At 61.0% G+C, this 17,332-nt stretch carries 18 protein-coding genes; 7 read left to right on the forward strand and 11 right to left on the reverse strand.

The window, feature by feature from the left end; genetic code table 11:
* The 9 genes from ABYW26_RS01805 to ABYW26_RS01845 form a co-directional block, all read right to left on the reverse strand.
* Positions 1 to 179 (reverse strand): FAD-binding protein (locus ABYW26_RS01805; protein ID WP_372603031.1); only part of this gene is annotated, 179 nt, incomplete at its 3' end.
* A 16-nt stretch (positions 180 to 195) separates the two neighbouring features.
* Positions 196 to 567, reverse strand: a complete 372-nt coding sequence (locus ABYW26_RS01810) for a succinate dehydrogenase, hydrophobic membrane anchor protein (RefSeq protein ID WP_372603010.1) — start codon at positions 565 to 567, stop codon at positions 196 to 198.
* Positions 568 to 577: 10 nt separating this feature from the next.
* The gene (sdhC, locus tag ABYW26_RS01815) at positions 578 to 961 is read right to left on the reverse strand and encodes a succinate dehydrogenase, cytochrome b556 subunit (protein WP_372603011.1); all 384 of its coding nucleotides are present in this window, start codon (positions 959 to 961) and stop codon (positions 578 to 580) included.
* A 215-nt stretch (positions 962 to 1,176) separates the two neighbouring features.
* Positions 1,177 to 1,803: a TorF family putative porin gene (locus ABYW26_RS01820; RefSeq protein WP_372603013.1), complete on the reverse strand. Its 627-nt coding sequence runs from the start codon at positions 1,801 to 1,803 to the stop codon at positions 1,177 to 1,179.
* A gap of 204 nt (positions 1,804 to 2,007) precedes the next feature.
* Positions 2,008 to 3,039 (reverse strand): MaoC family dehydratase, encoded by a 1,032-nt coding sequence (locus tag ABYW26_RS01825; RefSeq protein ID WP_372603015.1) that lies wholly within the window; start codon positions 3,037 to 3,039, stop codon positions 2,008 to 2,010.
* A gap of 1 nt (position 3,040) precedes the next feature.
* Entirely contained in the window at positions 3,041 to 3,244 is a 204-nt protein-coding gene (locus ABYW26_RS01830) for a DUF1737 domain-containing protein (protein WP_372603017.1), read from the reverse strand.
* Positions 3,245 to 3,246: 2 nt separating this feature from the next.
* Positions 3,247 to 3,798 carry an NnrU family protein gene (locus ABYW26_RS01835; RefSeq protein ID WP_372603018.1) on the reverse strand — a complete coding sequence of 184 codons (552 nt, stop codon included), beginning with the start codon at positions 3,796 to 3,798 and terminating at the stop codon, positions 3,247 to 3,249.
* Positions 3,795 to 4,655, reverse strand: a complete 861-nt coding sequence (locus ABYW26_RS01840) for a CoA ester lyase (protein ID WP_372603019.1) — start codon at positions 4,653 to 4,655, stop codon at positions 3,795 to 3,797. The genes ABYW26_RS01835 and ABYW26_RS01840 overlap by 4 nt, the downstream gene beginning before the upstream one ends.
* Before the next feature lie 90 nt (positions 4,656 to 4,745).
* Positions 4,746 to 5,501, reverse strand: a complete 756-nt coding sequence (locus ABYW26_RS01845) for a sulfite exporter TauE/SafE family protein (protein ID WP_372603020.1) — start codon at positions 5,499 to 5,501, stop codon at positions 4,746 to 4,748.
* Between the two features lie 158 nt (positions 5,502 to 5,659).
* On the opposite strand from ABYW26_RS01845, the gene mdh reads away from it, so the two are divergent.
* The 7 genes from mdh (at position 5,660) to lpdA (ending at position 15,805) form a co-directional block, all read left to right on the forward strand.
* The gene (gene mdh / locus ABYW26_RS01850; protein ID WP_372603022.1) at positions 5,660 to 6,622 is read left to right on the forward strand and encodes a malate dehydrogenase; all 963 of its coding nucleotides are present in this window, start codon (positions 5,660 to 5,662) and stop codon (positions 6,620 to 6,622) included.
* Between the two features lie 74 nt (positions 6,623 to 6,696).
* A complete protein-coding gene (locus tag ABYW26_RS01855) occupies positions 6,697 to 7,518 on the forward strand; it encodes a putative nucleotide-diphospho-sugar transferase (RefSeq protein ID WP_372603023.1) in 822 nt (273 codons plus the stop codon).
* Positions 7,519 to 7,710: 192 nt separating this feature from the next.
* Positions 7,711 to 8,904 (forward strand): ADP-forming succinate--CoA ligase subunit beta, encoded by a 1,194-nt coding sequence (sucC, locus tag ABYW26_RS01860; RefSeq protein ID WP_372603024.1) that lies wholly within the window; start codon positions 7,711 to 7,713, stop codon positions 8,902 to 8,904.
* Between the two features lie 5 nt (positions 8,905 to 8,909).
* Positions 8,910 to 9,794, forward strand: coding sequence for a succinate--CoA ligase subunit alpha (gene sucD, locus ABYW26_RS01865; RefSeq protein WP_372603025.1), 885 nt, complete (start codon positions 8,910 to 8,912; stop codon positions 9,792 to 9,794).
* Between the two features lie 64 nt (positions 9,795 to 9,858).
* Positions 9,859 to 12,822 (forward strand): 2-oxoglutarate dehydrogenase E1 component, encoded by a 2,964-nt coding sequence (locus ABYW26_RS01870; protein ID WP_372603026.1) that lies wholly within the window; start codon positions 9,859 to 9,861, stop codon positions 12,820 to 12,822.
* A 6-nt stretch (positions 12,823 to 12,828) separates the two neighbouring features.
* Positions 12,829 to 14,331 (forward strand): 2-oxoglutarate dehydrogenase complex dihydrolipoyllysine-residue succinyltransferase, encoded by a 1,503-nt coding sequence (gene odhB / locus ABYW26_RS01875; protein WP_372603027.1) that lies wholly within the window; start codon positions 12,829 to 12,831, stop codon positions 14,329 to 14,331.
* Between the two features lie 85 nt (positions 14,332 to 14,416).
* Positions 14,417 to 15,805: a dihydrolipoyl dehydrogenase gene (gene lpdA / locus ABYW26_RS01880; protein ID WP_372603028.1), complete on the forward strand. Its 1,389-nt coding sequence runs from the start codon at positions 14,417 to 14,419 to the stop codon at positions 15,803 to 15,805.
* A gap of 170 nt (positions 15,806 to 15,975) precedes the next feature.
* Here lpdA and ABYW26_RS01885 read toward each other — a convergent pair whose 3' ends face one another.
* Together ABYW26_RS01885 and ABYW26_RS01890 are read right to left on the reverse strand one after the other, a co-directional pair.
* Positions 15,976 to 16,626 (reverse strand): GntR family transcriptional regulator, encoded by a 651-nt coding sequence (locus ABYW26_RS01885; protein WP_372603029.1) that lies wholly within the window; start codon positions 16,624 to 16,626, stop codon positions 15,976 to 15,978.
* 31 nt (positions 16,627 to 16,657) lie between these two features.
* On the reverse strand, positions 16,658 to 17,332 hold a 675-nt coding region (locus ABYW26_RS01890; RefSeq protein ID WP_372603030.1), incomplete at its 5' end, for a M48 family metallopeptidase.

Below are 17,332 nucleotides of genomic sequence, written 5' to 3' on the forward strand. Positions count from 1 at the left end.
AAGGACGCGGCGATGTCGCCCTGCGCAGCAACCGTGTGCGAGCGGGTCGGGAACACCTTGGTCACGCAAGCGGTGCGCAGCCCTTGTTCCGCCATGCCCAGCGTCGCGCGCAGACCCGAGCCACCGGCCCCCACAACCACGACGTCATAGTTGTGTGTTTCAAATTCGTATGCAGCCATAGTCTTTCGGTGCTCCTTACAGCGCGAGGCGGGCGATGGCAAAAATGCCGGTCGCCGCTGCGGCATAGCTCAGGCAAACCGCGCCAATGATCAGGATTTCGCGGGTCATGCCGTGGGTGTAATCTTCGATTGCCGCCTGCACGCCGTTCTTGAAGTGCATGAAGCCGGCCCAGATGGTCAGCGCCGCGACGATGGCCGGGAACGGGTGGCCGAAATACTCGACCACCTCGGCATGCGATGCGCCCAGCATCGGGCCAAAGGTAAAGACGAACAGCGGAACCAGAATCAACAGCCCGCCCGAGCTGACGGTCATGCGCCAGTGATGAGCAGTGCCGGTATGTGCGGCGCCCATGCCCACGGCGCGTTTACGGTCGGTCAGAAATGCCATGCCAGCCTCCTCAGATCACAGCGACGGTGAACAGGGTCAGAACAACCGACCCGATGATGACGATCCACCCCAGACGGGTGGCGGCGTTGATCTCAAGGCAGCGGCCGCTGTCCCAGATCAGGTGACGCAGACCGGCCAGCGTGTGATACCACAGCGCCCAAAGCGACAGCACCATCACGATGTCGCCCAGCAGCGACGTCATCAGGCCATCGGCCAGATCGAAATAGCCCTCGCCGGTCGACGCAGCCAGGAACCACCACACCACCAGCAGCGCGCCAGCCAGAAGGCTGACACCGGTGATACGGGTCAGGATCGAGGTGATCGAGGTCAGTTGAGGGCGATAAATCTGAAGGTGGGGGGAAAGCGGCCGGTTCCCCCGGTTTACGTCAGCCATAGCGTGTCCCTTTATCGCTGTCGCGCGCGCGCGGTTATTTGGGACTTTGTGATAACGATTTTTTGGCCCGAGTCACGAGGTTCAAGCGGTTTGCGGCTGTTTTTTTTGATTTTTCGGTGTTTTTCGTCGGTTGTGATCACAGCGAAAGTTTTTGCGATCACAAAAAAGCCGCCCTTGGCAGAACCAGGGGCGGCTGATGTTCGACTGTCCCGAACTTAGCTGTCGATCGAGATCGACAGGGTGAACAGTGCGTCCAGACCTTCGGCCTGGTGGTAACGCAGGTCCACCGAAACATTGTCGTTGATCGCGCGGGTCACGCCGATGTTCCAGTCTTCGTAACCTTCCAGATCGGTGGTGATCTCGGCGCCGATTTCATAGGCGTCGGCAATCGCGAAGGTGAAGCCCTGGGTGAACGAACCGGTGCCGTCCAGATAGCTGGAAACCGACGAGCTGGCGCTGATGGTGTCGGTCAGAGCATACGAGAAGGTCAGAGCAAGCTCGTCGCTGGCAAAGCCCGAGTCATCGTAGTAATAGCCGATATACGCCACGTCATAGTCAACGGAACCGAAGCTGCCGCCGTAACCGACATAGAGGTCGTATTCAAAGTTGTCGGCCGATGCGAAATCGACGTTCGACGCCCAGATACCGGCGTAGAAGCCCAGATCGCTGGCGACTTCGACGTAGGGCTGGATGGCAGCGCCGTCCATGGTCTGGGTCACGCCAGCGTAGACGTAGTTCGAGGTCAGGGTGGCGCCATAGCTCAGCGAAACTTCTGCTTGGGCGACACCGGCGGACAGTGCCAGGGCAAGGGCGCCCGCTGCGGCGTAATTGAATTTGTTCATCGTTCTCTTTGCTCCTGTTTTCAGGCCGTTGGGTTATTTACCGAACCGATCTCTATGCGGATACCGGACGGTCTCAAGCGCAAAAATGCTGCAGTTGCAAAAAGGCCACGAAAAAATTACACCCCGCAGCGCCCAAATGCCCTGCAGGGTGCAAAAAAAATAAGCAGTGCTGAAATTTTTGTCAGTTTTATGACAGCGATTTCATCAAACCGGAATCAGCGCCCAGTAATCCAGATCCAGCAGGACCTCGGGCAGATATTTCCCGTCTTCACCCTTCAGGGCGAAGGGTGCGCCGCCCTTGGTCGCCACCAGCCGCAGCCGGATCGCGCCAACACCCGGCGCGCTGGTCTCGGCCTTGTCCAGAACCTCGGACCACGCTTTGACGGTATCGCCGCTGAAACAGGGGTTCGCATGCGCGCCACCGTTCAGGCCGACGATCATCTGCGCGTTGGCCAGCCCGTTGAACGACAGCGCCCGCGCCATCGAGATCACATGGCCGCCATAGATCAGCCGCTGGCCATCGGGCCGGAAGGTTGCGTCGAAATGCACCTTGGCGGTGTTCTGCCACAGCCGGGTGGCGATCATGTGCTCGGCCTCTTCGATGGTCACGCCATCGACATGGTCGATCTGCTCGCCCACCTCGTAATCGCCCCAGCGATGCGCCTCGCCCGCCAGATCGAAATCGTAGTTCCGGAAGGTCAGGCCTTCGGGGATCACCAGATCCGAGGCCGGAACCACTTTGGCCAGATCAGGCAGCACGGCTTCAGGCGCCGGGGCATCCTGATCGCGTTTGCGCACCATCACCCAGCGCACATATTCCAGCACCGCCTCGTCACGCTGGTTCAGGCCGCGCGTGCGGACATAGACCACGCCGGATTTGCCGTTCGAGTTCTGCTTCAGCCCGATCACCTCGGATTCCGACCGCAGCGTGTCGCCCTCATAGACCGGCTTCAGGAACCGACCCTCGGCATAGCCAAGGTTGGCCACCGCGTTCAGCGACACATCGGGCACGGTTTTGCCGAACACGGTGTGAAAGGTGATCAGATCGTCCATCGGCGCGCCCGGCAGGCCAGCGGCCCGGGCGAATTCATCCGACGAATACAAAGCATGCCGCGCCGGATACAGCGCGTGATACAGCGCCCGCTCGCCCCCGGAAACGGTGCGCGGCACAGCGTGACGGATCACTTGCCCGATCTTGTAGTCTTCGAAAAAATTGCCGGCGTTGGTCTTGGCCATCTCAGAGCGCCCCCAGTTTCATATCGGGCGAATACGTGCCCTCGGTTTCTTTCACCACCGCTTGCGCACAGCGCATTTTGCCGGTGGCGGCGTCATAGGCATAGGACGGGTTGCCATACAGCTCCCATCCTTTTGACAGGGCCTCGGTCACCTTGTGACAAAAGGCCGAAGTGTCTTCTTCGGTCAGCAGACGATAGGCCTTCATGCTTACATCCCCGGAATGGGTGACAGACCAATCCAGCTGTGGATGGCAATAATCACCCCGTAAACAACCACTGTAATCACGCCCAGGCGGATATCGCCGGCAAAGCTGCCGCCGGTCCAGCGGTCCCAATTCGGCTGACGGGCATTGATCGCGGTCATCTGGAACAGCGACCACAGCCCCAAACCGCCGAACAGCACCAGCGAGGCCAGATCGCCGTTGACCAGCAGATGCGCCACCGCCCATGTCAGCACGCCCAGCAGCATCGGATGCCGCAGCGTGCCGCGCAGACGGCTTTTGGAATTGCCCAGCCCCAACAGCGCCACCGCCAGCAGCATCAGCGTGTTATTCACATGCGTCGTCCACGCGGGCAGTGCCCACAGGGTCGCGGTGTCAGCACTGCGATAGCCCAGCACCATCAGCACGATGGAAACGAACAAGGCCACGGCAACGCCGCCCTTGGCGGTGTTTCCCAGTCGCGCACGCAGGTTCGGCGCAAGGCGCTTGAACAGATGGGCCACGCTCCACAGCAGAAGCCCTATTATAAGAAGTGTCATTCCCCACCTTCCAGAACCGCGATCGCAGCCGCTTTGGCCAGCGTCTCTTTCGCGGTGACGATATGCAGGTTCTCGACGATTTTACCATCGACAACCGCAACGCCCAGTCCGGCCTTTTCGGCCTCTTCAAAGGCGGCGATCTGGCGGCGGGCCAGATCGATCTCGGCCTCGGTCGGGGCAAAAGCGGCATTGGCAATCGCCACCTGAGCCGGATGGATCAGCGTCTTGCCGTCAAAGCCCATGTCGCGGCCCTGATCGCATTCGGCTTGCAGGCCGTCGTCATCCTTGAAGGCATTATAAACGCCATCGACGGCAACAATGCCCTCGGCGCGGGCAGCCAGCAGGCACAGTTGCAGCGAGGTCAGCATCGGCAGGCGATCAGCGCGGAACCGGCATTTCAGCTCTTTCCCCAGATCGTTGGTGCCCATCACGAAACCGGCCATGCGCGGATGCGCGGCAATCTGGTGCGCGTTGATCATGCCGATCGGGGTTTCCATCATCGCCCACAGCGGCACATCAGGGATCAGCTCGGCCACGGCCTGAACATCGGCGGCGCTGCCCACTTTCGGGATCAGGATCGCGTCGATCTCGGCACCGACAAAGGCCAGCACGTCGTCGCGGCCCCATTCGCTGTCCAGACCGTTCACCCGCACGATTTTGGCCCGCGGGCCAAAGCCGCCCGCCGCCAGCGTTTCGGCCAGCAAAGTCCGGGCGTTGACCTTTTCCTCGATCGCAACCGCGTCTTCGAGGTCAAAGATGATCGCATCGACCGGCAGGGTCTTGGCCTTTTCCAACGCCCGCTCTTTCGAGCCGGGGATATAAAGCACCGAACGATAGGGGCGCGCCTGAGCTGTCATGATTCTAGTCTCCGCAATTTTGTTGCGCAAAACATCACAGGCGCGCAGCAAATGGCAACCCCCGATTTGCCGCAATGCAGAAAATATCAATCAGCTCAGCGCGTCCCAGATCAGTTTCGACCCGGTTGCCAGCAACAAGGCATAGGTCAGGGTAAAAAACAGACGCTCGGGCACAAGGTGATGCGCCCGCACCCCCAGATAAGCGCCGATCAGCGCAACCGGCGCCAGCATCAGGTCGGCCTTCAGCGTTTCGGGCGTAAAGATCCCCAGACCGGCGTAGGGCACGAATTTCATCAGGTTGATCGCCCAGAAGGTCAGAACCGTCGTGGCCTGAAAGGTGGTTTTGCCCATGCCCGAGGACAAAAGGTAGATCGCCACCGGCGGCCCTCCGGCGTGGCTGACAAAGCTGGTGAACCCGGCAGTGGTTCCGGCCACCACCGCGCCCGCCGGTGGAAACGGGCGGCTGCGCGGACGCAACAGGCCGTTCTTCATCGCCAACTGATACAGAACAAAGGTCACCGCAACCGTCCCGATCAGAAAGCGAAACACATCGGGGTTGGTCATGCGATACAGCAACGCGCCAAGGATGACGCCGGGCACCGCGCCAAGGATCAACAGCAGGGCTGCGCGACCGTCCCAGCGCTTCCAATATGGCCGCAATGTCGACAGATCGACCAGCATCAGTAGCGGCAACATCAGCCCCACCGCAGCCGAGGGCGGCAGGATCAGCGCCAATAAAGGTGTCGCGGCAAAAGCGGCCCCCGACCCGAACCCGGCTTTCGAGATTCCGGCAAACATCACCGCAGGAATCGCCACCGCGAAAAACATCAGATCGAACTGGATCACGGCAAAGCCTCCTGACGGCAGCGTGGGATGCCGGTTTAGGTCAAAGACTCGGGATAAAAAAGGCCAAGTTTACGCTAACGCCACGCAACATCCTTGCGCGTAGCGTCACGAATGGATAGGCATTCGTCGAATTTCAACCAGATCGGGGACCTAACACAATGGCCAGACCCAAGATTGCCCTTATCGGCGCCGGACAAATCGGCGGCACCCTTGCCCACCTCGTTGCACTGAAAGAACTGGGCGATGTCGTCCTGTTCGACATTGCTGACGGCACGCCGCAGGGTAAAGCCCTGGATATCGCTGAATCCGGCCCGTCGGAAGGCTTTGACGCCTCGCTGAAAGGCACCACCGATTATGCAGACATTGCTGGCGCCGATGTGATCATCGTGACCGCCGGTGTGCCGCGCAAACCCGGCATGAGCCGCGACGACCTGCTGGGCATCAACCTGAAAGTCATGAAGTCGGTCGGTGAAGGCATTGCTGCCAATGCTCCGAACGCGTTCGTGATCTGCATCACCAACCCGCTGGACGCCATGGTTTGGGCGCTGCAGCAGTTCTCGGGTCTGCCCGCGAATAAAGTCGTCGGCATGGCCGGCGTTCTGGACTCGGCCCGCTTCCGCCACTTCCTGTCGGTGGAATTCGATGTGTCGATGAAAGACGTCACCGCCTTCGTTCTGGGCGGCCACGGCGACACCATGGTTCCGTCGGTGCGGTATTCGACCGTTGGCGGCATCCCGCTGCCGGACCTGATCGAAATGGGCTGGACCACGCAAGAGAAACTGGACGCCATCGTTCAGCGCACCCGTGACGGTGGTGCCGAGATCGTCGGCCTGCTGAAAACCGGTTCGGCCTATTACGCCCCGGCCACCAGCGCCATCGAAATGGCCGAAGCCTATCTGAAAGACCAAAAGCGCCTGCTGCCCTGCGCCGCCTATTGCGATGGCGAGTTCGGCCTGAAAGGCATGTATGTCGGCGTTCCGACCATCATCGGCGCCAACGGCATCGAAAAGATCGTCGACATCAAGCTGTCGAAAGAAGAGCAGGTCATGTTCGACAAATCGGTCGACGCGGTCAAAGGTCTGGTCGACGCCTGCAAAGGCATCGACAGCTCGCTGGCATAAGCGATACGATCGCAGACAGACATCAGAGGCGGCGATTTTCGCCGCCTCTTTTTGTTAAGCGAGGTCCCGTGACCATGACTGAAGCTCAGTTCCCGGTCTGGCCCGAACAAATTGACCCGGCGACCGATGACCGGGGCTTTGTCTTCGGCGCCTCGGGCGAGAAATACGCCGCACTGGCCGTGCAGGCCGCGCAGTCTCTGCGCACAAGCAACCCCGGCGTCGCCATCGACCTCTACACCGATTGCCCGGTGCCCGACGGCGTTTTCGATCAGGTGCATCCGTTAGAAAAATCTTGGTTTCGGCCGAAGTTCGAAGCGCTTTTACGATCCAGGTTTCAACGCACAATCTATCTGGACGTTGATCTTGTGGTCATTGCCGACCTGTCGGATGCGTTTTGGCTTTTGAACCGGTTTGACGTATCTGCCGCGCATGTGCAGAACCGGAACATGCCCTTTGCCACCCGCACATGGCGTGTGCCTTTGCCCAACAGCTTTCCGCAAATCAATAGCGGCGTCATGGGCGTGCGCAAGAACGAGCGAACAAAACGGTTTCTGACAGAAGCGAACGAAGCCTTGGCCGAGCAGGGTTTGACCAGAGATCAGCCGATCCTGCGCGAATTGCTATGGCTTCATGATGTCAGCCTTGCCATCATGCCCGAAGAATACAACTGGCGGAAACACGAGCGCATTTACACCTCGAACTGGACCGTCCCCGCGCCGCGCGTCCTGCACAGCTCACGCTTTCACCGAAAGATGGACGGGCTGACCCCGCCGCCACCTGAGAAGGTCTATGGCCGTTTCTTTATGTTCCTAGTGCGCAACCTGATCCGAGGCGACCGGCAGCTGAGCAGTGACAGCGCAAGAAGCGGTTGGTTCTGGCGCCTGATCAGCAAATAATCCGCCACGAATCACCTTGAACGGACTGCGACTTACGTTGCGGAACGACATTTGTGATCACGCGCCCGAATGGCGTGATCACAAACCTCACATTTTTCCACTTATTACCGCCAACACCCATAAAAACCTTTTATTTGTGCGCAATGGCGTGGCATTACCGCCAGTGAATTGCACTAGAACGGGACTCACTTCATGAACATTCATGAGTATCAGGCGAAGGCTCTCCTTCGTTCCTACGGCGCCCCGGTCTCTGATGGCCGTGTCGTTCTGAAAGCAGATGAAGCTAAAACCGCAGCGGGTGAACTTGATGGCCCGCTCTGGGTCGTCAAGGCCCAGATCCACGCAGGTGGTCGCGGCAAAGGCAAATTCAAAGAAGCCGATGCCGGCGACAAAGGCGGTGTCCGCCTTGCCAAATCGGTCGAAGAAGCCGCCAACGAAGCCAAAAAGATGCTGGGCCGCACCCTTGTGACCCACCAGACCGGCCCGGCGGGCAAACAGGTCAACCGCATCTATATCGAAGATGGCTCGGGGATCGAACGCGAACTGTATCTGGCTCTGCTGGTTGATCGCGGGTCTTCGCGCATTTCGTTCGTATGTTCGACCGAAGGCGGCATGGACATCGAAGAGGTCGCTGCAAGCACCCCCGAGAAAATCCTGTCTTTCGCTGTTGATCCGGCCACCGGCTATCAACAGTTCCACGGTCGCCGCATCGCGTTCGCTCTGGGCCTGCAAGGCGCTCAGGTGAAACAGTGCGTCGGTCTGATGGGCCTGCTCTACAAAGCCTTCGTCGAGAAGGATATGGAGATGCTGGAGATCAACCCGCTGATCGTCACCGACGAGGGCAACCTCAAGGTTCTGGACGCCAAGGTCGGGTTCGACGGCAACGCCGTCTATCGCCACTCGGACATCGCCGCCCTGCGCGACGAAACCGAAGAAGACCCGAAAGAACTGGCCGCGTCGAAGTTCGATCTGAACTACATCGCGCTGGAAGGTGAAATCGGCTGTATGGTGAACGGCGCCGGTCTGGCGATGGCCACCATGGACATCATCAAACTGTATGGTGCCGAACCGGCCAACTTCCTTGACGTGGGTGGCGGCGCCACCACCGAGAAAGTGACCGAAGCCTTCAAGATCATCACCTCGGATCCCAACGTGAAGGGCATCCTTGTGAACATCTTCGGCGGCATCATGCGTTGTGACGTCATCGCCGAAGGCGTGGTCGCGGCTGTGAAAGAAGTGGGCCTCAAAGTTCCGCTGGTCGTGCGTCTGGAAGGCACGAACGTCGAGAAAGGCAAGGAGATCATCAATAACTCCGGCCTGAACGTGATCGCCGCGGATAACCTGAAAGACGGTGCCGAGAAGATCGTGAAAGCGGTGAAGGGGTAAGAAGAATGGCTGTTCTCGTAAACGAAAATACAAAAGTCATCTGTCAGGGCTTCACCGGCTCGCAGGGCACGTTCCACTCGGAACAGGCGATTGCTTATGGCACCAAGATGGTCGGCGGTGTAACGCCGGGCAAAGGTGGCATGGAGCATCTGGGCCTGCCGGTGTTCAACTCGGTTCACGAAGCCAAGGCGATCACCGAAGCCAACGCCTCGGTCATCTATGTTCCGCCGCCGTTCGCGGCTGACTCGATCCTCGAAGCGATCGACGCCGAGATGGAGCTGATCGTCTGCATCACCGAAGGCATTCCGGTGCTGGACATGATGAAAGTCAAGCGCGCGCTGATGGACAGCAAGTCGATCCTGATCGGCCCGAACTGCCCCGGTGTGATCACCCCGGACGCCTGCAAGATCGGCATCATGCCCGGCCACATCCACAAGCGCGGCACCGTTGGTGTTGTCTCGCGCTCGGGGACGTTGACCTATGAAGCCGTGAAACAGACCTCGGACGTTGGTCTGGGCCAGTCGACCTGCGTCGGCATCGGCGGCGACCCGATCAAAGGCACCGAACACATCGACGTGCTGGAATGGTTCCTGGCCGACGATGAAACCGAGTCGATCATCATGATCGGCGAGATCGGTGGTTCGGCCGAAGAAGAGGCCGCTCAGTTCCTGAAAGACGAAGCCAAGCGAGGCCGTAAAAAGCCGGTCGCCGGTTTCATCGCAGGCCGCACGGCGCCTCCGGGCCGCCGCATGGGTCACGCCGGTGCGATCGTCGCAGGCGGCAAGGGTGGCGCTGAAGACAAGATCGAAGCCATGAAATCGGCTGGTATCGTTGTCGCCGAAAGCCCCGCCGGCCTTGGCGAAGCCGTTCTGGCTGCTATCGGAAAGTAAGACATAATCCCTGCGCCCCCGGTCCTGCTGCCGGGGGCGCAGCATTCAACAGTCAGGTGGAACCATGACGGACCAATCTTCGAACGACGTCTTCCATGCCTCTTCTTTTCTGCAAGGCCATAACGCGGAATATATAGAGCAGCTTTACGCCCGTTACGCCAATGACCCCAGTGCGGTCGATGAAACGTGGCAACAGTTTTTCGCTGCGCTTGGCGACTCCGAGATGGACGTCAAGGCCGAAGCCGCCGGTCCGTCGTGGCTGCGCGCTGACTGGCCGCCGGTTCCCAATGACGACCTGACTGCCGCTCTTGACGGCCAATGGCCCGCCACCGCCCCGGCCGAAGCCAAGGGTGCCGCCCAAAAAATTCAAGCCAAAGCCGCCGAAAAAGGCGTCGAACTCAGCGACGACGCCGTGAAGCGTGCCGTGCTCGACTCGATCCGCGCGTTGATGATCATCCGCGCCTATCGTATCCGCGGCCATCTGGTCGCCGACCTTGATCCGCTGGGCATGCGCGATGCGACGCCGCACCCGGAACTGGACCCGAAATCCTATGGCTTCACCGAAGCCGACATGGATCGCCCGATCTTTATCGACAACGTGCTTGGCCTGCAGATCGCCACGCTGCGTCAGATTCTGGACATCGTCAAACGCACCTATTGCGGCACGTTTGCCCTGCAATACATGCACATCTCGGACCCCGAACAGGCCGCTTGGCTGAAAGAGCGGATCGAGGGCTATGGCAAAGAGATCCACTTTACCCGCGAAGGCCGCCGCGCCATCCTGAACAAGCTGGTCGAGGCCGAAGGCTTTGAGAAATTCCTGCATGTGAAATACATGGGCACCAAGCGGTTCGGTCTGGACGGCGGTGAAAGCCTGATCCCCGCGATGGAACAGATCATCAAGCGCGGCGGTGCCTTGGGTGCCAAGGAAATCGTCATCGGCATGCCGCACCGCGGTCGTCTGTCGGTGCTGGCCAACGTGATGGCCAAACCCTATCGCGCCATTTTCAACGAATTCCAGGGCGGCAGCTTCAAACCCGAAGACGTGGACGGCTCGGGCGACGTGAAATATCACCTCGGCGCCAGCTCGGACCGCGAATTCGACGGCAACAAGGTGCACCTTGGCCTGACTGCCAACCCGTCGCATCTTGAGGCGGTGAACCCGGTCGTGCTGGGCAAGGCCCGCGCCAAGACCGACCAGAACGGTGATCCGGATCGCACGACCGTCATTCCGATCCTGCTGCATGGTGACGCGGCATTCGCCGGTCAGGGCATCGTGGCCGAATGTTTCGCCCTGTCGGGCCTGCGCGGTCACCGCACCGGCGGCACGATCCATATCGTCGTGAACAACCAGATCGGCTTTACCACTGCGCCGCACTTCTCGCGCAGCTCGCCCTACCCGACCGACAACGCGCTGGTCGTCGAGGCACCGATCTTCCACGTTAACGGCGACGACCCGGAAGCCGTGGTGCACGCTGCCAAAGTGGCGACCGAGTTCCGCCAGAAGTTCCACAAAGACGCTGTCATCGACATCTTCTGCTATCGCCGCTTCGGTCACAACGAAGGCGACGAGCCGATGTTCACCAACCCGGTGATGTATAAGAAGATCAAGACCCACAAGACCACGCTGCAACTCTATACCGACCGTCTGGTCGCCGACGGGCTGATCCCCGAAGGCGAGATCGAGGACATGAAAGCCGCGTTCCAGGCGCATCTGAACGAAGAGTTCGAAGCCGGTAAGGAATACAAGCCCAACAAGGCCGACTGGCTGGACGGGCGCTGGTCGCACCTGAAACGCGAAGGCGAGGATTACCAGCGCGGCGATACGTCGATCACGCCGGAAACCCTGAAAGATGTCGGCGCAGCCCTGACCACGGCGCCCGAAGGCTTTGCCCTGCACAAGACCGTCGGCCGCCTGCTGGAATCGAAAAAAGAAATGTTCGATAGTGGCAAGGGCTTTGACTGGGCCACCGCCGAGGCCTTGGCCTTTGGCTCGTTGCTGACCGAAGGTTATCCGGTGCGTCTGGCCGGTCAGGACAGCACGCGCGGCACCTTCTCGCAGCGCCACTCGGGCCTGATCAGTCAGGACTCGGAAGAACGCTATTACCCGCTGAACAACATCCGCGAGGGTCAGGCCCATTACGAGGTCATCGACTCGATGCTGTCGGAATACGCGGTTCTGGGCTTTGAATACGGCTATTCGCTGGCCGAACCCAACGCGCTGGTGATGTGGGAAGCCCAGTTCGGCGACTTCGCCAACGGTGCGCAGATCATGTTCGACCAGTTCATCAACTCGGGCGAACGCAAATGGCTGCGGATGTCGGGTCTGGTGATGCTGCTGCCGCACGGGTTCGAGGGCCAGGGCCCCGAGCACTCGTCCGCCCGTCTTGAGCGGTTCCTGCAGCTTTGCGCCGAAGACAACTGGATCGTGGCCAACTGTTCGACCCCGGCGAACTATTTCCACATCCTGCGCCGCCAGCTGCACCGCAGCTTCCGCAAACCGCTGGTGCTGATGACTCCGAAGTCGCTGCTGCGTCACAAGATGTGCGTGTCCACGACCGAAGATTTCACCACCGGGTCGTCGTTCCACCGCGTGCTGTGGGATGATGCGCAACATGGCAATTCGGACACCAAACTGGTGGCCGATGACAAGATCAAGCGCGTCGTCATGTGCTCGGGCAAAGTCTATTACGACCTTCTGGAAGAGCGCGACGCGCGGGGCATCGACGATGTCTATCTGCTGCGGGTCGAGCAATTCTATCCGTTCCCGGCCATTTCGCTGGCCAAAGAACTGGCCCGCTTCCCGCAGGCCGAAATGGTTTGGTGTCAGGAAGAACCCAAGAACCAGGGCGCCTGGACCTTCATCGAACCCAATATCGAATGGGTGCTGACCCGTATCGGCGCCACCCATCAGCGCCCGCGCTATGTCGGGCGGAATGCATCGGCGTCGCCGGCTACCGGTCTGGCAAGCCAGCACAAAGCTCAACAATCTGCGCTCGTGAACGAAGCACTGACCATCGAAGGGTAATCAACCATGTCCACAGAAGTCCGCGTGCCCACTCTGGGCGAAAGCGTCACCGAAGCCACCGTCGCAACCTGGTTCAAAAAACCTGGCGATGCGGTTGCGGTCGATGAAATGCTCTGCGAGCTGGAAACTGACAAGGTTACGGTCGAAGTGTCGGCCCAAACCGCAGGTGTCCTGGCCGAGATCGTTGCTGCCGAAGGCGAAACCGTCGGCGTTGATGCCCTGCTGGCCACGATCACCGAAGGCGGCGCGGCTGCTGCTTCGGCTCCGGCGGCGGCGCCTGCTGCTGCGGCTGCTCCGGCGGCGGCGGCTGGCGGTGCCAGCGTCGACGTGATGGTGCCGACCCTTGGCGAAAGCGTCACCGAAGCCACTGTTTCGACCTGGTTCAAAAAGGTCGGGGATGCGGTCGCTCAGGACGAGATGCTGTGCGAACTGGAAACCGATAAGGTTTCGGTCGAAGTCCCCGCCCCTGCGGCTGGTGTGCTGACCGAAATCCTTGCCCCCGAAGGCAGCACCGTCGATGCCTCGGCCAAACTGGCCGTGATCTCGTCGGGTGCGGGCGCTGCGGCGGCTGCTCCGGCTGCGGCCCCGGCGGCTGCTCCTGCGGCTACGGCTGGTGGCAAAGACGTCGAAAACGCCCCCTCGGCCAACAAGCTGATGGCGGAAAAAGGCATCAGCGCCGCCAATGTTCAGGGTTCGGGCCGTGACGGTCGGATTATGAAAGAAGACGTGCTGAAGGCCGCTCTGGCCCCGGTCGCGGCCCCCGCCGCTGTGGCTGCTGCACCGCGCGCCCCCGTGGCCGCCGATGACGCCGCCCGCGAAGAGCGCGTCAAGATGACCCGCCTGCGTCAGACCATCGCCCGTCGCCTGAAAGACGCGCAGAACAACGCCGCGATCCTGACCACCTATAACGAGGTGGACATGACCGAGGCCATGGCGCTGCGGTCGCAATACAAAGACCTGTTCGAGAAGAAACACGGCGTCCGTCTGGGCTTCATGTCCTTCTTCACCAAGGCTTGCTGCCACGCGCTGAAAGAAGTTCCCGAAGTCAACGCCGAGATCGACGGCACCGACATCGTCTATAAGAACTTCGTTCACATGGGCATCGCCGCCGGCACCCCGCAGGGTCTGGTCGTTCCGGTCATCCGCGACGCCGACAAGATGTCGTTTGCCGAGATCGAAAAAGCCATCGCCGAGAAAGGCAAGCGCGCCAAGGACGGCAAACTGTCCATGGCTGAAATGCAGGGCGGCACCTTCACCATCTCGAACGGTGGTGTTTATGGCTCGCTGATGTCCTCGCCGATCCTGAACCCCCCGCAGTCGGGTATTCTGGGCATGCACAAGATCCAGGACCGTCCAATGGTCATCAACGGCAAGATCGAGATCCGCCCGATGATGTATCTGGCCCTGTCCTACGATCACCGCATCGTCGACGGCAAAGGCGCCGTGACCTTCCTGGTTCGCGTCAAAGAGGCGCTGGAAGATCCGCGCCGCCTGCTGATGGATCTGTAAGGCCCTGTAACAGCAACCAACACTATCGGGGCGGGCCACGGCCCGCCCTTATCATTCCGCCCCACGGGGCAAATGGGAGAGAAAAATGGCTGACTATGATGTCATCGTGATCGGCGGCGGCCCCGGCGGCTATGTCTGTGCGATCCGTTGTGCCCAGCTGGGCCTGAAAACCGCCTGTGTCGAAGGGCGCGAGACCCTTGGCGGCACCTGCCTGAACGTGGGCTGCATCCCGTCCAAGGCGCTGCTGCATGCCTCGCACAGCCTGCACGAAGCCGAGCACAACTTTGCGACCATGGGCCTGAAGGGCAAAGCCCCGACCGTCGACTGGAAACAGATGATCGCCTATAAGGATGACGTCATCGGCCAGAACACCAAGGGCATCGAATTCCTGTTCAAGAAGAACAAGGTCGATTGGCTGAAAGGCTGGGGCTCAATCCCCGAGGCCGGCAAGGTCAAGGTCGGCGACGACGTGCATAATGCCAAGAATATCGTTGTGGCCTCGGGCTCGGTTTCGGCCTCGCTGCCGGGTGTTGAAGTGGACGAAAAGATCGTCGTCACCTCGACCGGCGCGCTGGAACTGCCGAAGATCCCGAAAAAGCTGGTCGTGATCGGCGCTGGCGTGATCGGTCTGGAAATGGGCTCGGTCTATGCCCGTCTTGGTGCCGAAGTAACCGTGGTCGAATTTCTTGACACCATCACCCCCGGCATGGACGGCGAGGTTGCCCGCAACTTCCAGAAGCTGCTGAAAAAGCAGGGTTTTGAGTTCATTCTCGGCGCCGCCGTGCAGAATGTCGAAACCGCCAAGGGCAAGGCCAAGGTGAACTACAAGCTGCGCAAGGATGACAGCGAACATTCGCTGGATGCCGACGTGGTGCTGGTCGCCACTGGTCGCAAGCCGTTCACCGACGGTCTGGGTCTTGAGGCGCTGGGTGTCGAAATGCAGCCGCGCGGTCAGATCAAGACCAACGGTCACTGGGCCACCAACGTGCCCGGCATCTATGCCATCGGCGATGCGATCGACGGCCCGATGCTGGCCCACAAAGCCGAGGACGAAGGCATGGCCGTCGCCGAGGTTCTGGCAGGCAAGGCCGGTCACGTGAACTATGGCGTGATCCCCGGCGTGATCTACACCGCCCCCGAGGTTGCCTCGGTCGGTCAGACCGAAGAACAGCTCAAGGCCGAAGGCCGCGCCTATAAGGTCGGCAAGTTCAGCTTCATGGGCAACGCCCGCGCCAAGGCCGTGTTCCAAGGGGACGGTTTCGTCAAACTGATCGTCGATCAGGCCACCGACCGCATTCTGGGCTGCCACATCATCGGCCCGGCGGCGGGTGACATGATCCACGAGATCTGTGTCGCGATGGAGTTCGGCGCGTCGGCTCAGGACATTGCCCTGACCTGCCACGCCCACCCGACCTATTCCGAGGCCGTCCGCGAAGCAGCGCTGGCCTGTGGCGACGGCGCAATCCACGCCTGATAAAAAAGGGCCGGTCGAAGGGCGCACCTTCGACCGGCCCACACGGTGCGAACGGGAATAAGCACCGTTGTCAGGGAACATGACGGGGAAGGGATAAGCCCGGTCATAAACCTGAAACGCCCCCGGACGGATTTTCCGTCGCAATTTTCGTAAAATTTTAGCTGTCGAGTTCAGGCCACCAGCAGGCGCAGGCCTTGCGTGACGTCTGTGCGCACCGACAGGCGCAGCGAGGGCTCGTCTCCGGCCTTGAGCGCCGCCAGAATGTCATGGTGATGCTTGGGCGGCTCAGTGCGCCCCAGACGGCCATAGAGCGCCCGCATCGTCGGCCCAAGCTGCAACCAGACGGTCTCGATCATCGCCAGCATCGCCGGCGCCTGAGCCCGCAGATACAGCGTGCGGTGGAATTCAAGATTGGTGCGGATATAGCCGACCGCGTCCTTGCGGCTGACCACCTCGGCGATCCCGGCATTGATGGTCTGCAACCGGTCGATCAGCGCCAAATGCGCCCGCGGCAAGGCCCGCGCCGCCAGTTCCGGTTCCAGCAAGGCCCTGAGCGCCGCCAGTTCTTCGATCCGGTCCTGCGACAGTTCCGGCGTCGATACCCGCCCCGAGCTGGACAGCGTCAGCGCCCCTTCGGCCACCAGCCGCCGAACGGCCTCGCGCGCCGGGGTCATCGACACGCCGAATTGGTTGCCCACCCCGCGCAGCGTCAGCGCCGCACCGGGTGTCAATTCGCCATGCATGATCCGGGTCCGCAGGGTGCGGTAGACGAATTCATGCGCGGCCGCGCTCGAGTCGACGGGTCTGAGAGATGGGTTCATGAGGCAAATGTGATCACAAAAGCCCGGCCCGTCAATCGCCGAAGCGCAGGCGGTGCAGGTTTTGACCATTTCCCTTCAACCAGGCGCGGTGGCGGCCATATTCGGGGCACAGACCGGCCACCACTTTCCAGAAGGCGGGCGAGTGATTCATCTCGGCCAGATGCGCGACCTCATGTGCGGCGACATAGGTCAGAATCTCGGGCGGGGCCATGATCAGCCGCCACGAATACATCAGATCGCCCTGCACCGAGCACGACCCCCAGCGCGAGCGCGTATCGCGCAGCGTCAGCCGCCGATAGCTGTGCCCGATCTGCGCGGCAAAGCCATCCGACGCCGCCGCCAGCCGATCGCGCGCGGCCTGCTTCAGGAAGGCCTGAATGCGCTGTGCGGCGCGCTCTTCATCCGGCGGCACGATCAGCGCACCGTCTTCGATCCGCGGGCCTCTGACGCCCTTGACGCCGCGCACCGGCAGCAGCTTGCCCTCGAACGGCACCTCGCCGCCCAGAACCGCCGTCATCGCCTGAGGACGCGCCGCAAGATGGCTGCGCACCCAGTCGGCGCGGTCGCTGAGGAAATCCAGCCCCTCGCGCAGCGACGCCCGTTCCGGCAGCGTCAGCGTCACCCGCCCGTCCAGTTGCGACACCCGCAGCGAATAGCGCCGCGCCCGCACGGATCGGCGCAATTGCACCTCGACTGACGGCTCGCC

Origin of the sequence: Actibacterium sp. (genome assembly GCF_041584535.1) — a bacterium.
Classification (GTDB): Bacteria; Pseudomonadota; Alphaproteobacteria; order Rhodobacterales; family Rhodobacteraceae; genus Actibacterium_D.

Coding starts and splice junctions, on each gene's coding strand:
- ABYW26_RS01810 (WP_372603010.1), bottom strand. CDS start 567: ATGGCATTTCTGACCGACCGTAAACGCGCCGTGGGCATGGGCGCCGCA.
- sdhC (WP_372603011.1), bottom strand. CDS start 961: ATGGCTGACGTAAACCGGGGGAACCGGCCGCTTTCCCCCCACCTTCAG.
- ABYW26_RS01820 (WP_372603013.1), bottom strand. CDS start 1,803: ATGAACAAATTCAATTACGCCGCAGCGGGCGCCCTTGCCCTGGCACTG.
- ABYW26_RS01825 (WP_372603015.1), bottom strand. CDS start 3,039: ATGGCCAAGACCAACGCCGGCAATTTTTTCGAAGACTACAAGATCGGG.
- ABYW26_RS01830 (WP_372603017.1), bottom strand. CDS start 3,244: ATGAAGGCCTATCGTCTGCTGACCGAAGAAGACACTTCGGCCTTTTGT.
- ABYW26_RS01835 (WP_372603018.1), bottom strand. CDS start 3,798: ATGACACTTCTTATAATAGGGCTTCTGCTGTGGAGCGTGGCCCATCTG.
- ABYW26_RS01840 (WP_372603019.1), bottom strand. CDS start 4,655: ATGACAGCTCAGGCGCGCCCCTATCGTTCGGTGCTTTATATCCCCGGC.
- mdh (WP_372603022.1), top strand. CDS start 5,660: ATGGCCAGACCCAAGATTGCCCTTATCGGCGCCGGACAAATCGGCGGC.
- ABYW26_RS01855 (WP_372603023.1), top strand. CDS start 6,697: ATGACTGAAGCTCAGTTCCCGGTCTGGCCCGAACAAATTGACCCGGCG.
- sucC (WP_372603024.1), top strand. CDS start 7,711: ATGAACATTCATGAGTATCAGGCGAAGGCTCTCCTTCGTTCCTACGGC.
- sucD (WP_372603025.1), top strand. CDS start 8,910: ATGGCTGTTCTCGTAAACGAAAATACAAAAGTCATCTGTCAGGGCTTC.
- ABYW26_RS01870 (WP_372603026.1), top strand. CDS start 9,859: ATGACGGACCAATCTTCGAACGACGTCTTCCATGCCTCTTCTTTTCTG.
- odhB (WP_372603027.1), top strand. CDS start 12,829: ATGTCCACAGAAGTCCGCGTGCCCACTCTGGGCGAAAGCGTCACCGAA.
- lpdA (WP_372603028.1), top strand. CDS start 14,417: ATGGCTGACTATGATGTCATCGTGATCGGCGGCGGCCCCGGCGGCTAT.
- ABYW26_RS01885 (WP_372603029.1), bottom strand. CDS start 16,626: ATGAACCCATCTCTCAGACCCGTCGACTCGAGCGCGGCCGCGCATGAA.